The organism is Shewanella indica, from assembly GCF_002836975.1.
In the GTDB taxonomy this organism is placed as follows: domain Bacteria; phylum Pseudomonadota; class Gammaproteobacteria; order Enterobacterales; family Shewanellaceae; genus Shewanella; species Shewanella indica.
In genome coordinates this window covers 77,138-90,263 of the sequence record NZ_NIJK01000044.1, presented here as the reverse complement: position 1 = coordinate 90,263, position 13,126 = coordinate 77,138, and the positions used below count along the sequence as shown (strand labels likewise).

The window sequence follows — 13,126 nt, the reverse complement described above, 5'->3', positions numbered from 1 at the left end:
CCATGCCGAGTGTTTTGTGCGGGTGTAGTTCAATGGTAGAACGGCAGCTTCCCAAGCTGCATACGTGGGTTCGATTCCCATCACCCGCTCCAATTAGTTTCGTCATAGTTGATACTTGCTCCCAGTAGCTCATGAATCAATATTCGTTTTTTGCACTGGGCTTTATCCGCAACCTATGACTATTTAAGTTACACAGGTGCCGGTCTCGTTTTTCTATCCGTAAAAGCCAATAAACTGAAAGGCAATATATTTCTCAAAGGGGATCGGGTCATTTTGGCCTTCTGAGTCTAAATAGCGCCCCTTTAGGAAGGGTGCCAAACTCTCTTGGGATTTGTCTGATAGTTATCCTGCTCTCGATAAGCCAGTATTACTTACGCATAAAGGGATTGTGTCCATTGCCCTGCATCCTTTTTATGTATGAGATTTTGCATCTCATTGTTCCGTCGTAGTCTGTTGTTTGGCACATTGTGCAGCATAGGGAAGCGTGACAAGGAAAGTTTATGCTAACCAACAGACTACGGCCTTTTTTCTTCTGTATATCGTCAAACCCTTATATTCTCAATTCGATATTGCCATCGTATATTTTCTATACAGTCTGGTATAATTTCTATTAGTGTTTAACGTAAATGGAACCGGCTTCATCAGCCTCCACTGCGCAACACAGAATTGGAAACCGGATAATGAAGATTACAGCATACAGACACGGCGAGCCCTGTTGGGTAGAACTGGGGACGCAGGACTGGAACAGTGCCAAGCACTTTTATTGTCGTCTCTTTGGTTGGCAAGCTGAAGATATCCCCATGCCGGAAGGCGCCTATACCATGTTGAAGCAGGCGCATGAAGATATAGGTGCCATTTATCAATTGCCTACTGAATTACAGCAGCAGGGGGTTCCCAGTCACTGGGCGGTTTACTTTGCGGTGGAGGATATTAACCACTGTATTGAGGCCATCAGCTCCGCCGGCGGTCAGCTTCTGATGGGCCCCCATGAGGTTGGCTGTGCCGGTAAGATGGCGCTATTTACCGATCCCGAAGGGGCCCATTTTTCGGTTTGGCAGGGTATCGAACATCCCGGTGCCGGGCGTAAGTGGGAAGCCAACACTCTATGCTGGGTTGAGCTCGCCTGTCGGCAACCTGAAGCGGCCAAGATCTTTTATCCCAAGGTGTTCAACTGGCAGATGCGTCGCAGTGAGAATGCTGCCGATTTTGAATATACAGAATGGTTTCTCAATAGCGACAGCTGTGATGAAGGCATTGGTGGTATGCTGCAAATGACCGAGCAGTGGGGTGACGTGCCGCCCCACTGGATGATTTATTTCAGTGTTGATGACTGTGATGTGATGGCTTGTCGAGCGGCCGAATTGGGCGGCAAGGTTTGTGTGCCACCTACAGATATCCCCAATGTGGGGCGTTTTGCGGTGATCAACGACCCGCAAGGGGCTGTTTTCAGTATTATTCGGCTGACCATGGCGCTCTAATTTCTCTCAGTTGGCCGCATCGATGCGGATTTGGCTACCACAGTTGCCGGGAGCAATTCTGGGTGCCTGTTGCAGCAGAGTCTTTAGGTCGCTGTCATCTATCTTTTCGGGAAGACTGAGCTGAATTTCGGTCAACATCCCCCGGTGACATTTAAGGCTCAGCTTGTATTCGCTCGAAGGGCCAAAGCTTTGCTGAAACGCTTGTCTTAAAGAATCGGTCGCTATCTTGGCGCCGATGTTTTGTTGCAGTAGGTTGAGCAGAGGCGTTGCCTGGTTAACCTCTGTGGTCAGTTTGAGTGCCAATGAAAAGTAGGTTTCGGCATTTTCATCCCTGCAACTGCCGTGTTTCCACCATTCGTGCCGCTCCAGGCAACTGCCATAGGCGTGACTGGGCATCATCTGAGCCAGGCGCTCGGATACGGTTTCACTCAACTCAATGGCGGGATAAGCGCAGAAGTTATCGGGCTTGTGTTTGACCTTGCCGCAATAGCCATAGCTGATGCCGCAAGAGCGCTTATTGGGCCATAAGCCGTGCAAGCTGAAATGACTGGCATCGAAGCGGTCGGCGCTTTGGCTGCGACATTCGGGTTTGCTGGAACCTTTTGACTCACAAAAGGCGTTTTGCCACGACAGAGCCAGCAGATGGCTATCGTATTTATCGGCCAGGTTACAGGCGTTTTGGGTTTGAGGTTCAGTAGGCAGTGCGCCCGCTTGCAGCTGACCACAATCGGCGGCAATCCAGCGCAGAGGTGATTGTGTCGCCGAGGTCTTGACCCTGAACCAGGTGGGCGTGTCGTGACCGAGGCGCTCAACTATCTCCAGCCTTTGTCCGGGGTTGCTGTAAAGCTGCCCGGGATTAGTGCCCTTGTTCTTCGATTGAAACAGCGGGCAGGTCTTGTCTATCAGCAACTCACCGGAAAAGGGGGTTGCCATGATCCCGACAGGTAACAGCCACAGCAATAATATCAGTAAGCGGGTCATAAGGTTCCTCTTTGACGAAATTGTCATCATGCAGATTTTTGTTTTGCCATGTGACACTTTGTATCTGTATCGGTTTGAAGTGCAACTTATGTTAAGTAGATGATCTTCAACTTTGGCTTCAAGGCTTAGAGCTGATGCACCATAGCCGGAATATCCGACTTTTTGGCCGCAGATAAATGGCGCCAATTTGTATCTTTGTGTTTGTTGAGTAAATGAAGCGCAATTGTTACTTGTCAATTAGTTGTGTAGCTTGGCAATGCAGCAGAATTTTACAGGAAAAAGTGAATGAAAGGATGTGTTGCCTCGGTAGTTATGGTGTTGTGTCTGGGAGCTTGTAGTAGTACTGATGAATCGCAGCAGGCTCAGGCAGATGTGGAGCGCAGTGATGGTTACCACTGTGAAAAAGTTACAGTGACAGGTTCGAGGATGCCGATAAGAAGATGTACCACTCAGGCACAAAGGGAGCAAGAGCGCTTAGAAGCGGAAGAGATGTTACGTAATGGAAGGGTGCTTTCTAAGGAGTGAGTAAGGATGCCAGTGGCTGGTGCCACTGGCATACAGGGATCAGGCTGCTTTGATTTGGCGACCTTCGGCATCACGGAAGCTACCGATGGCGATACGAACAAAGTCGATCAGAGTCCAAATACCCAGGCCACCCAGGGTCAGTAACATCAGCAGACCTGTACCGATTTTACCTGTGTAAAAACGGTGCACGCCGAAGCTGCCCAGGAAGAAGCACAGCAGTAGAGTAGGTACGAAACCCTTGTCGCTCAATTGCTCATTTTCGATTGTCATTGTTTGTCCTTAAGTTAACTTTTGTCCCGGGTAAGTGATCAGCCTACCCTGCCCATCTTTATAGCTTCCTACGAGTAACATGAAAGTGATTATCACTGTGTGGATAATATCGACCGCCAGTACAGCTATTCCGGTGAATACCAAGGTAGGATCATCTGTCGAAATCAGCGTAATACCTACTATTGCCAGACCGAGATCAAACAGGCCATGCAGAATACGCCCACAGTAAAAATGGTGTATGCCCAAGATGCCGAAAATGCCTGAAAGGCACACGGCTACGCCATAACTCTTATCGGATTTTTTGAGAGTCTGCACTTCCTTGTTCCTATGTTGAAAGCTGAGTCGTCCGGCCCGGCAGGCATCTCCCTGCACATCTTCGAGCCAAACGTGGGAAGTCTACCTTTTTCCTGGGATTTTTTTCAATAACAAATTGTTAAATTGAGATTATTCTGACACATCTGTTTCAAACGCCTGGTATTGGATCACATTGATGTACCACTCTTTGATCCCGGATGGGGTTTGCACCTGGACTTCATCATCAACCTGTTTTCCTATGAGAGCCCGCGCCATGGGGGAGTCTATGGTGATATAACCTTTCTTGGTATCTATCTCGTCCTTGCCGACAATCCGGTAGCGCACCACAGTGCCCTGGTCATTTTCCAGTTCGACCCAAGCGCCGAAAAACACCTTTCCTTCCTGCTGCGGTGAGTAGTCGACTATTTTCAGCTCTTCCAGGCGTTTAACCAGATAGCGGATCCGGCGATCTATCTGCCGTAGTAAGCGTTTGTTGTAGGTGTAATCTGCGTTTTCGGAGCGGTCGCCTTGAGCCGCGGCCTCTTGTACCTTGAGGGTGATCTCGGGACGGTATTCCTTCCATAAATATTTGAGTTCTTTGTCCAGGGCTTCCCAGCCCTTACGGGTAATCAAATGGGCTTTCATCGGTTTATTCGATCAACTTGCTGTTGGCGCCAGGCGCCGATGCCAATAGTGCTGAAGATTTACAGAACTCAGGCGCGCTTGCAAGTGCGCCTTTCTGCCAATGGGATAAACAGGATGCCTTTGCTTGTCATTTTAAGCAGGCGATGAGTGTCTGCCCCGGCTCAAAGCTGGCCTGCAGATGATCGCCCAGAGTCAATGGCAAGCCCTCAATGCTGTCGTTGCATACCGAAGCGTAGAGGCGGTCGTTGCCGCCGATATCCAGGGTGATTTCGCTGCGCTGGGGATCGCGTTTGATTTGCAATAATTGGCCCTTGAGGCGATTGCCACTGCTGAGGGGCTGCTGCAGCGAGTGGATACTGACGGCGGGAGCCTTGAACAGCAGCAATACCTTTTTGCCGATATGCAACCCCAGTTTGTCTGTGCTGGCATGGGTGATGGCGGCGTCTATCTCCTGTCCACCGGCCAATTTGACCCTGACATTGTCATTGAGTGCATCATCCTTGAGCGCAATGACTTCACCGGCCAGTTGATTGCGGGCGCTGGTCTTGAGCGAGAAGTGGGCCATCAGATCCAGTAGGTTATCCATGGGAACGGCCGCATCCAACAGCGCCTTGAGCACCATGTCCTGCATCTGATCCATCAGTTCGTAGAGCTTCAGCAGACGCTCGCCAAACTCGGTTAACTTGGCGCCGCCACCGCCTTTACCGCCTTTTTCACTGCTGACCACAGGCTGGGGAGCCTGCAGATTCATGTCGTTGACCGCGTCCCAGGCCGCTTTGTAACTGATGCCCGCCTGTTTGGCCCCCTGGCTGATGGAGCCGGTAATGCGTATCTGCTTCAACAGTGCAATGCGCTTGGGATTGGCAAACAGTTTATCGGCATTGTTGAGAGTCAACAGGGCTTTGAGATCCATGGCGTATTCCTTATCAGTGTCGGGGTTATTCTCTCTTATTGCGCTGATAAAGACCACAGGGATCACTCACTGACGCTCACAGGCTTGCTTATCGTTATATAACTATGTATATAACGTTGACAGTGTCCAAATAGTGCAATTATTTCACCAAGGAGTCGTTATGAAGTCCCTGTTCCGTCCTGCCCTGAGCTTGGCTCTGGGGTTATTGTTGGCCTTTAACGTCAGTGCCAAGGAAAAAGTCACCGTCTTTGCCGCCGCTTCACTCACCAATGCCATGAATGAACTGGGCGCCGAATATGACCGCAAGCATGACACTGAAACCCTGTTCTCTTTTGCTTCATCTTCGACGCTGGCCCGGCAGATTGCCCAAGGTGCGCCAGCCGAGCTGTTTCTGTCGGCCAACCAGAAATGGATGGACTATCTCGATGAAAACAAAGCCATTGATAGTGATAGTAGGGTCACTCTGCTGCGTAACACTCTGGTGCTGATCGCGCCGAAAAGCAGTGCGCTGAACCAGGTTGAAATCTCGGCTTCCTGGGATCTCAAACAGGCATTGGGTAACAGCCGGATGGCGGTTGGCGATCCAGATCATGTGCCGGCAGGTCGCTATGCCAAGCAGGCGCTGGAAAACTTGGGTTTGTGGCAACAGGCCGAACCTTTGCTGGCCAGAGCCAATAGTGTTCGCGGTGCCTTGGCGTTGGTTGAACGCGGCGAGTCATCTCTGGGGATTGTCTATTCCACAGATGCCAAAGTGGCCCAAGGAGTAAAACAGCTGGCGGTATTCCCCCAAGAGACTCACAAGCCAATCAGCTATCCCATGGCGCTGGTGGGTAAAGAGCACAGTAAAGGCGCCGAAGGTTTCTATCAATTCCTGCAGTCCGACGCTGCCAAGGCGGTATTTGCCAAATACGGCTTTGGCGTAAACTGAGATCCTGACTTTGAGCTTGTTGACCGACTATGAAGTGGCCGCCTTGCTGCTCAGTCTCAAGGTGTCCACTGTGGCAGTGCTCTGTAGCCTGCCGCTTGGTATTTTGTGTGCCTGGGTGCTGGCGCGGCTGGAGTTCCCCGGCAAGTCTGTGCTCGATAGCCTGATCCACCTGCCACTGGTGTTGCCGCCTGTGGTCATAGGGTATTTATTGCTGGTCTCCATGGGTCGCAGCGGTTTTCTCGGTGGTTGGCTCTATGACACTTTTGGCTTCAGCTTTAGTTTCAGCTGGCGCGGCGCTGCACTGGCGGCCGCGGTGGTGTCATTCCCGTTAATGGTTCGTGCCATTCGTCAGGCGCTTGAAGGGGTGGATGTGCGTCTGGAGCAGGCGGCGCGCACCTTGGGCGCCGGCCGACTCAAGGTCTTCTTCACCATCAGCCTGCCGCTGACCGCGCCCGGCATAGTCTCGGGCATGGTGCTGGCCTTTGCCCGCAGCCTCGGGGAGTTTGGTTCCACCATTACTTTTGTCTCCAATATACCCGGTGAAACCCGCACTATTCCCTTGGCTATGTACTCCTTTATCGAGACCCCGGGCGCCGAGGCCGAGGCCGCCAGGCTGTGTGTGATTGCGATATTGATTTCACTGGCTTCGCTGATCGCTTCCCAATGGCTCAGCAAGCGGGCGCAACAGAGGACGCTGGGACAATGCTGAAAATCGCTATCAGGCAACAGCTGGGACAAACCCTGCTGGATGTGGACACAGAGTTACCTCTCTCCGGGGTCAGCGCCGTCTTTGGCCGCTCGGGCGCCGGTAAGACCTCGCTGATCAATATTCTCGGTGGCCTGGCAACGCCGGATGCCGGAGAGATCCGCTTGGGAGAGCGCTGGTTGTTTCATAAAGAAAAGAAGATCAATCTGCCACCTGAGCGGCGTAACGCCGGCTTTGTGTTTCAGGATGCCAGGCTGTTTCCCCACTATCGAGTGCGCGGCAATCTCAACTATGGCCGCAAGGATAAAGACAGCCGCGAGTTTGATACTGTGGTGCAACTGCTGGGGCTGGAGAAACTGCTCGACCGTTTTCCCTTCACCCTCTCCGGTGGGGAAAAACAGCGGGTCGCCATAGGCCGGGCCTTGCTGACCCGTCCAGAGATCCTGTTGATGGATGAGCCGCTGGCATCGCTGGACTTGCCGCGCAAGCGCGAGCTGTTGCCCTACCTACAGAGGCTCACCGCCGAACTTAAGCTGCCGATTATCTATGTCAGCCATAGTCTGGATGAGATTCTGCAACTGGCGGATCAGATGCTGGTGCTGGACAAGGGCAGCTGCGTCCTCAGTGGCCCGCTGGAGCAGGTGTGGGACAGTGACGAGCTGAGACCCTGGCTCAGTGCTCAGGAACAAAGCTCACTGTTGAGTGCCACAGTGGCCGAGAGTCATCCCGAGTATGCCATGACCCGTTTGCAACTCGCCGACGGTAACAGCTTGTGGGTCAATGAATTGTTACCCAAACAGGATAAGCCGATACGGGTGCGGGTTCACAGCAATCAGGTCTCTGTGTGCCTGCAGGTGCCGAGCGGCAGCAGTATTCGCAATATCCTGCCGGTAACTCTGGAGGAGGTGAGCAGGGTCGACAACCGCGACTATGTGCAGCTCAGGTTGAGGTTGGCGGGTATGCCACTGTGGGCCAATATTACCCGCTGGGCCCTTGAGGAGCTGGCGTTGCAGCCCGGAATGTCGCTCTATGCCCAGATTAAAGGGGTCAGCCTCACGGCCGCCGATTTGGCTCGTTCTCACTGAGGTACAACAGAAGATCAACTACTGTTACAAAGTCTCGGGTGATTTTTGGTATTAAAATGGCTAAATTTAAGATATTTAGCCATTTTTTTAGATACTATTGTGTAAGTTGCAAGCTTGGCACTCGAGGAATAGCCCATGGGACAAGAAACCTCCAAGATTCTGGTTGTCGATGACGATATGAGGCTGCGGGCCTTGCTGGAGCGCTATCTGATGGAACAAGGCTATCAGGTACGCAGCGCCGCCAATGCCGAGCAGATGGATCGCTTGCTGGAGCGGGAGAACTTTCACCTGCTGGTACTCGACCTTATGTTACCGGGAGAAGATGGCCTGTCCATCTGTCGCCGCCTGCGGCAACAGGGCAATCCACTGCCGATAGTGATGCTGACCGCCAAGGGCGATGAAGTCGACCGCATCATAGGTCTGGAACTCGGTGCCGATGATTATCTGCCAAAACCCTTCAACCCCAGAGAGTTGCTGGCACGGATCAAGGCGGTGATGCGCCGTCAGGTGCAGGAGATCCCAGGTGCGCCTTCACTGCAGGAAGAGATGGTCAGCTTCGGCGAGTTCAGCCTCAACCTGGCTACCCGCGAGATGTACCACAACGAAGAGTCCATCGCCCTCACCAGTGGTGAATTTGCTGTGCTTAAGGTGTTGGTGACTCATCCCAGGGAGCCATTGTCCCGCGACAAGCTGATGAATCTGGCTCGTGGCCGCGATTATTCGGCGTTGGAGCGTTCCATCGACGTTCAGGTTTCCCGGCTTAGGCGGCTGATTGAAAAGGATCCCGCCAACCCGCGCTATATCCAAACGGTTTGGGGCCTGGGGTACGTGTTTGTGCCAGATGGTGCCGCCCGTAAATGAAGCTGCGCTGGTGGCAACGCCTGTTGCCCAGGAGTGCCTTCAGCCAAACGGTAATGCTGATAGGCTGCCTGCTGCTGATCAATCAGCTGGTCTCCTATTTGACTGTGACGGTTTATTTCATTAAGCCCAGTTACCAGCAGATCAACCAGCTTATCGCCCGCCAGATCAATCTGTTGTTTGTCGATGGGGTCGAGGTGGGCCGTGAACACCTCACCATAGTGGATGCCCTCAATGCCAAGGTGCGCGACGATGGCATGCATGTCTATAACCAGAAACAGGCCAGAGAAGCCGGTATCGAGCGGGCGACCTACTATGGATTCCTCTCAACCCAGATGTCGGAGTATCTCGGTGGCCCGGCCGAAGTGCGTATTGCCCAGAGCAATCTGCTGCAGATCTGGATCCGCCCACCTCAGGCTCCCTCCATCTGGATTAAGGTTCCCCTCAATGGCTGGAACGAAAATGCCCTGTCGCCGCTAAACCTCTATCTACTGGTGATAGGCGCCTTGAGTGTCGCCGGTGGTTGGTGGTTTGCCCGGCAACAGAACCGGCCGTTGCGGCGGCTGCAAAAGGCGGCTATCTCTGTCTCCAGAGGTAATTTCCCTGACCCGCTGCCGCTGACCGGTTCCAGTGAGCTCGTCGAAGTGACCAATGCCTTCAACCGTATGTCTCAGAGTATGAAACAGCTGGAGCAGGACAGAGCACTGCTGATGGCGGGGATTTCCCACGACCTGAGAACGCCCCTGACCCGAATTCGTTTGGCTTCCGAGATGATGGTGGACGACGATGCCTACCTGCAGGAGGGCATAGTCAAAGACATTGAAGACATGGATGCCATCATCAATCAGTTTATCGCCTATATTCGCCAGGATCAGGAGAGCATTCGCGAGCCGGAGCAGATCAACCGTTTAATCCGCGAAGTGGCCCAGGCCGAGAGCAACAGAGTCGGTGAGATAGAGCTGGTGCTGGCCGAATGCCCCGAAGTGCCGATGCAGAGCCTGGCCATCAAGCGGGTGATCGGCAATTTGGTGGAAAACGCCTTCCGCTATGGCCGCGGCTGGATCCGTATCGCTTCCCAGGTGGAAAAACACCGCATAGGTTTCAGTGTGGAAGACAATGGCCCGGGTATTGCCGAGAGCCAGATCCCCAAGCTGTTTCAGCCCTTTACCCAAGGTGACAGCGCCCGCGGCAGCGTCGGCTCAGGGCTGGGACTGGCGATCATCAAACGCATCATAGACAGGCATCAAGGCAAGGTCATTCTCAGCAATCGCCCTCAGGGTGGGTTGCACGCTCAGGTGTGGTTGCCAAGGGACTAGCCATAGACGCTGTCTGTCATTCAACTGTCATGCTCCAGTCATAAACTGCGCTCAGTTCAATCAATTGGGCGCAGTTTGCCATGAAGATTTCCACCCTTTCTCTCGGCGCTTCGGCGTTGTTGCTCTTGTTGGCGGCCTTGCTCGCCTCTCTGGTGCTCTGGAGCAGTGAACAGAGACAAGAGGCAGAACTGCAGAGCCAGACGCTGCAAGGCTTGCAGCAAGAGTTTTTGGTAGATATCCGTGCCAATCTGGATAAGTATCTCGCCAGTGGCGATGCCGGGCGATTGGAGCAGGCCAGAGCCCAGCTCAATGATATTCATGACCGTTTGCCGGTAGATTCACAGTTGGCACAGGAGCTGGCACAATTGGTGACGGCTCTGGATGGCAAATACCGCGCCGCCGGCAAGTTGGCCGGAAATCCCAGGCAGCTGTTGGCCCATGCCGAAACCGAAATGTTGGATAACAACAAGCGCCTGGCGGATTACGGCGATCAAGGGCTGGCAACGGCGCCACAAGCAGCGCATGAATATCTGCAGCTCAGTCGGGAGCTTCCGCCACTGGTTTACCAGTTGTCACAGCTGACCCAGGATTACCTGCTCGGACGGGAGCAAAGACTCAAGCCTTACCTCGACAGCACCATAACCCAGTTGGCCGACTGGCATGACAGACTCAGCGCCTTGCCACTACTTGGTCTCTATCGCACAGTAGAGGCCGATGAATTTGCCCTGGGTGACGATGAACCCGAGCGCGAGGAGATAGGCGAGAGCTACCGCGCCGAACTTCTGAGTCTCAGCAGTCGCTACGCCAAGGAAGTGACCAATACCGAGCAGCAACTGTTGGATAACCGTCAGATGCAGGATGCGCTGCGCGCCGATATGCACAAGTTGCAGCAGAACTTGCTGACCATGGCCGCTGAGCAGCAACAACGTACCGACAAGCTCAAACACGAGCTACAGCTGTGGCTCTATCTGGCTTTGGCTGTGCTGGCCTTATTTGCCGTGGCTTATTTGATTTTGCAGCAGCTCAGGGTGGTGAAGCCGTTGCAGCTGCTCAACACCGCCTTTAGTCAACTGAGTGAGTCCAATACCCGCGAGCGCCTCAATATCAGTCGCCGTTGTGAAACCGGCCAGATAGCCGCCCACTTCAATGCTCTGCTGAATCGTTTCGAGTCCGAGGATGAACAGCAGCGGCAGCAATTGGCACGTATCTCCCAAAGCCTATCGGCGCTGGTGCAAAAAATCAGTGAAATGGCCGGCAGTACCCGTGAGACCCAACAAGTGGTGGATCAGGCCCGGCAGCAAACGCTGCAGCTCAGTGAATTGGCCGGACTGGTGAGTGACAGCTCAGCTTCGCTGGCCACCCGTGCCGGCAATACCGCCGAGCAGATGCACCAGAGTGAACTCGAAGCGCAGCAGATGCTGGAAGCCACAGATTCAACCCGCACCGCCGTTGCCGAGTGTCATCAAGCGCTTGCCAGTCTGGATGATTCAGTGGCGGCCGTGGCGGGAATTATCGACGTGATAGGTAATATTGCCGGGCAGACTAATCTGTTGGCGCTCAATGCCGCCATAGAAGCCGCCCGTGCCGGTGAGCAGGGTCGAGGCTTTGCCGTGGTGGCCGATGAGGTGCGCAGCCTTTCCAGTCGCACCCAGAGCTCGCTCGATGAGATAGGTGCCATTCTCAATCGGCTCACCAATGCCAACAAGAGTCTGGGGCAGAGTATGGATGGCATAGCCGAGGCGAGCGACAGGCAGAGACAGAGAGCCGAGAGCCTGAAACAACTGGCGCAGGAGGTGAGACAGCAGGCTTTTGCCATGGCGAGCGGGACTCAGCAGGGCACTGAGTATGCCCAGTCACAGCTGGCGCATCTGCAATCCTTCTCCAGTGCCATGGAACAGCTGCGCAGCCAGGCGATCACCGCCTCAGAGCAAGGGCAGGCAATCGCCTCTCAGGTGGCTGCAGGTGTCGCCGAGATAGAACAGAATCTCGGCATTAAAGCCGCCTGAGTCGCTATTAGAGACTCGCCAGTATGGTTTCGGCCTTGCTGACTTCGAAAGTCTTGGGCGCTTCCACATTCAACAAAGAAACCACGCCATCGTCTATCACCATGGCATAACGCTGTGAGCGTAAGCCACCAAAGGCGCCAGTGTCCATTTCCAGCCCCAGCGCCTTGGTGAAGGCACCATCTCCGTCGGCCAACATCATGATCTCACCGGCGTTTTGGGCTTCACCCCAGGCTTTCATCACAAAGGCATCGTTGACCGATACACAGGCAATAATATCGACGCCCTTGGCCTTGAGTTCATCGGCCAGCACCACATAACCCGGCAGGTGAGCCTCGGAGCAGGTGGGGGTAAAGGCACCGGGAACAGCAAACAGCACGGCCTTCTTGCCGGCAAACAGTTCCTTAACCTTGTGGTTGATCATGCCCTCTTTACCGAGTTGGCTCAGAGTGGCATCCGGCAGAGTTTGACCTTGTGCAATCATGGTATTTGTCCTTTCAGTGGGAATTACAAACCATCATAGCCGTTAATGGAATGGACAAACACAGACATTCTACAGGGGCAATCAGGCGGCAGCCGGCCGGCGCCGAAACAGCGCCCGCAACGCCAGCCAACATAAGCTGAGCAGCAGTTCTGCCAAGGCTGCAAGCAGCAGGCCACTGAGTAGGCCAATGGCAATGGCATCGCCCTTGAGCAGAATATTGTGGCTGTAGTTGTCCCAGACTTCGCGGCGGATATCCGCCTGTGGCGCAAACGCCAGTTGCAGGTAGGGGCTGTAGAGACTCTCGCGGAAGTGGGCCAAGGCCTGCTGCAACTCGGAGTGGCGTTCTACCATGGCGTTGAGCTTATCGCCGCCGGAGGTAAATACCGGATCTTTGTTGGTCACATAGTGGGCGATAAGCTTATCCAGATCGCCATCGAAGAAACGGTCGGCATCGCGCTGAAACCCGGCCAATTGGGTTTGGAGCTCGCTCAGGTGGGCCTGCAGGCTCTTGCCATATTGATCGACAAAGCCGGGGAGTTGGATCCCCGCAAGCACCCCCACAAAGAACAGCAGCAGTCTGAGATAGTCGCGTATGGTTCTAAGCATCATGCCTCCCTGAGTTCCGGCCAAACCAGATTGC

General features: G+C 53.8%; 15 protein-coding genes and 1 tRNA gene. 9 read left to right on the top strand and 7 right to left on the bottom strand.

Annotated features, from left to right (window positions below):
- Positions 1-18 precede the first annotated feature (18 nt).
- A tRNA-Gly gene (locus CX650_RS15050) sits at positions 19-92 on the top strand.
- 588 nt (positions 93-680) lie between these two features.
- Entirely contained in the window at positions 681-1,478 is a 798-nt protein-coding gene (locus CX650_RS15045; RefSeq protein ID WP_101096267.1) for a VOC family protein, read from the top strand.
- 6 nt (positions 1,479-1,484) lie between these two features.
- Here CX650_RS15045 and CX650_RS15040 read toward each other — a convergent pair whose 3' ends face one another.
- Positions 1,485-2,459, bottom strand: coding sequence for a ribonuclease T2 family protein (locus tag CX650_RS15040; protein WP_157823037.1), 975 nt, complete (start codon positions 2,457-2,459; stop codon positions 1,485-1,487).
- 285 nt (positions 2,460-2,744) lie between these two features.
- On the opposite strand from CX650_RS15040, the gene CX650_RS15035 reads away from it, so the two are divergent.
- Entirely contained in the window at positions 2,745-2,984 is a 240-nt protein-coding gene (locus CX650_RS15035) for a hypothetical protein (RefSeq protein ID WP_039035335.1), read from the top strand.
- Positions 2,985-3,023: 39 nt separating this feature from the next.
- On the opposite strand, the gene CX650_RS15030 is transcribed toward CX650_RS15035, so the two are convergent.
- The 4 genes from CX650_RS15030 to CX650_RS15015 all read right to left on the bottom strand — a co-directional run bounded on the left by CX650_RS15030 (position 3,024) and on the right by CX650_RS15015 (position 5,106).
- On the bottom strand, positions 3,024-3,254 hold the full coding sequence (locus tag CX650_RS15030) for a TM2 domain-containing protein (RefSeq protein ID WP_039035336.1): 231 nt from the start codon (positions 3,252-3,254) through the stop codon (positions 3,024-3,026).
- A gap of 9 nt (positions 3,255-3,263) precedes the next feature.
- Positions 3,264-3,527, bottom strand: coding sequence for a hypothetical protein (locus CX650_RS20640; RefSeq protein WP_373297509.1), 264 nt, complete (start codon positions 3,525-3,527; stop codon positions 3,264-3,266).
- 171 nt (positions 3,528-3,698) lie between these two features.
- Positions 3,699-4,193 (bottom strand): transcription elongation factor GreB, encoded by a 495-nt coding sequence (gene greB, locus CX650_RS15020; RefSeq protein WP_039035338.1) that lies wholly within the window; start codon positions 4,191-4,193, stop codon positions 3,699-3,701.
- A gap of 127 nt (positions 4,194-4,320) precedes the next feature.
- On the bottom strand, positions 4,321-5,106 hold the full coding sequence (locus CX650_RS15015; RefSeq protein ID WP_101096265.1) for a TOBE domain-containing protein: 786 nt from the start codon (positions 5,104-5,106) through the stop codon (positions 4,321-4,323).
- Positions 5,107-5,266: 160 nt separating this feature from the next.
- Between CX650_RS15015 and modA the strand changes: the two genes are divergently transcribed.
- The 6 genes from modA (at position 5,267) to CX650_RS14985 (ending at position 12,005) form a co-directional block, all read left to right on the top strand.
- Positions 5,267-6,034 carry a molybdate ABC transporter substrate-binding protein gene (modA, locus tag CX650_RS15010; RefSeq protein WP_101096264.1) on the top strand — a complete coding sequence of 256 codons (768 nt, stop codon included), beginning with the start codon at positions 5,267-5,269 and terminating at the stop codon, positions 6,032-6,034.
- A 16-nt stretch (positions 6,035-6,050) separates the two neighbouring features.
- The gene (gene modB / locus CX650_RS15005; protein ID WP_028780857.1) at positions 6,051-6,743 is read left to right on the top strand and encodes a molybdate ABC transporter permease subunit; all 693 of its coding nucleotides are present in this window, start codon (positions 6,051-6,053) and stop codon (positions 6,741-6,743) included.
- Entirely contained in the window at positions 6,737-7,825 is a 1,089-nt protein-coding gene (gene modC, locus CX650_RS15000) for a molybdenum ABC transporter ATP-binding protein ModC (RefSeq protein WP_101096263.1), read from the top strand. Before modB ends, modC begins: the two co-directional genes overlap by 7 nt.
- A 135-nt stretch (positions 7,826-7,960) precedes the next feature.
- The gene (ompR, locus tag CX650_RS14995) at positions 7,961-8,686 is read left to right on the top strand and encodes an osmolarity response regulator transcription factor OmpR (RefSeq protein ID WP_101096262.1); all 726 of its coding nucleotides are present in this window, start codon (positions 7,961-7,963) and stop codon (positions 8,684-8,686) included.
- Positions 8,683-9,999 (top strand): two-component system sensor histidine kinase EnvZ, encoded by a 1,317-nt coding sequence (gene envZ, locus CX650_RS14990; protein WP_028780858.1) that lies wholly within the window; start codon positions 8,683-8,685, stop codon positions 9,997-9,999. The genes ompR and envZ overlap by 4 nt, the downstream gene beginning before the upstream one ends.
- A gap of 80 nt (positions 10,000-10,079) precedes the next feature.
- The gene (locus CX650_RS14985) at positions 10,080-12,005 is read left to right on the top strand and encodes a methyl-accepting chemotaxis protein (protein ID WP_101096261.1); all 1,926 of its coding nucleotides are present in this window, start codon (positions 10,080-10,082) and stop codon (positions 12,003-12,005) included.
- 7 nt (positions 12,006-12,012) lie between these two features.
- Here the strand turns inward: CX650_RS14985 and CX650_RS14980 are convergent, their stop codons facing one another.
- Entirely contained in the window at positions 12,013-12,486 is a 474-nt protein-coding gene (locus CX650_RS14980) for a peroxiredoxin (RefSeq protein WP_039035343.1), read from the bottom strand.
- Positions 12,487-12,567: 81 nt separating this feature from the next.
- Complete coding sequence (locus tag CX650_RS14975) at positions 12,568-13,095, bottom strand: DUF2937 family protein (RefSeq protein WP_229800001.1); 528 nt, start codon at positions 13,093-13,095, stop codon at positions 12,568-12,570.
- Positions 13,096-13,126 lie beyond the last annotated feature (31 nt).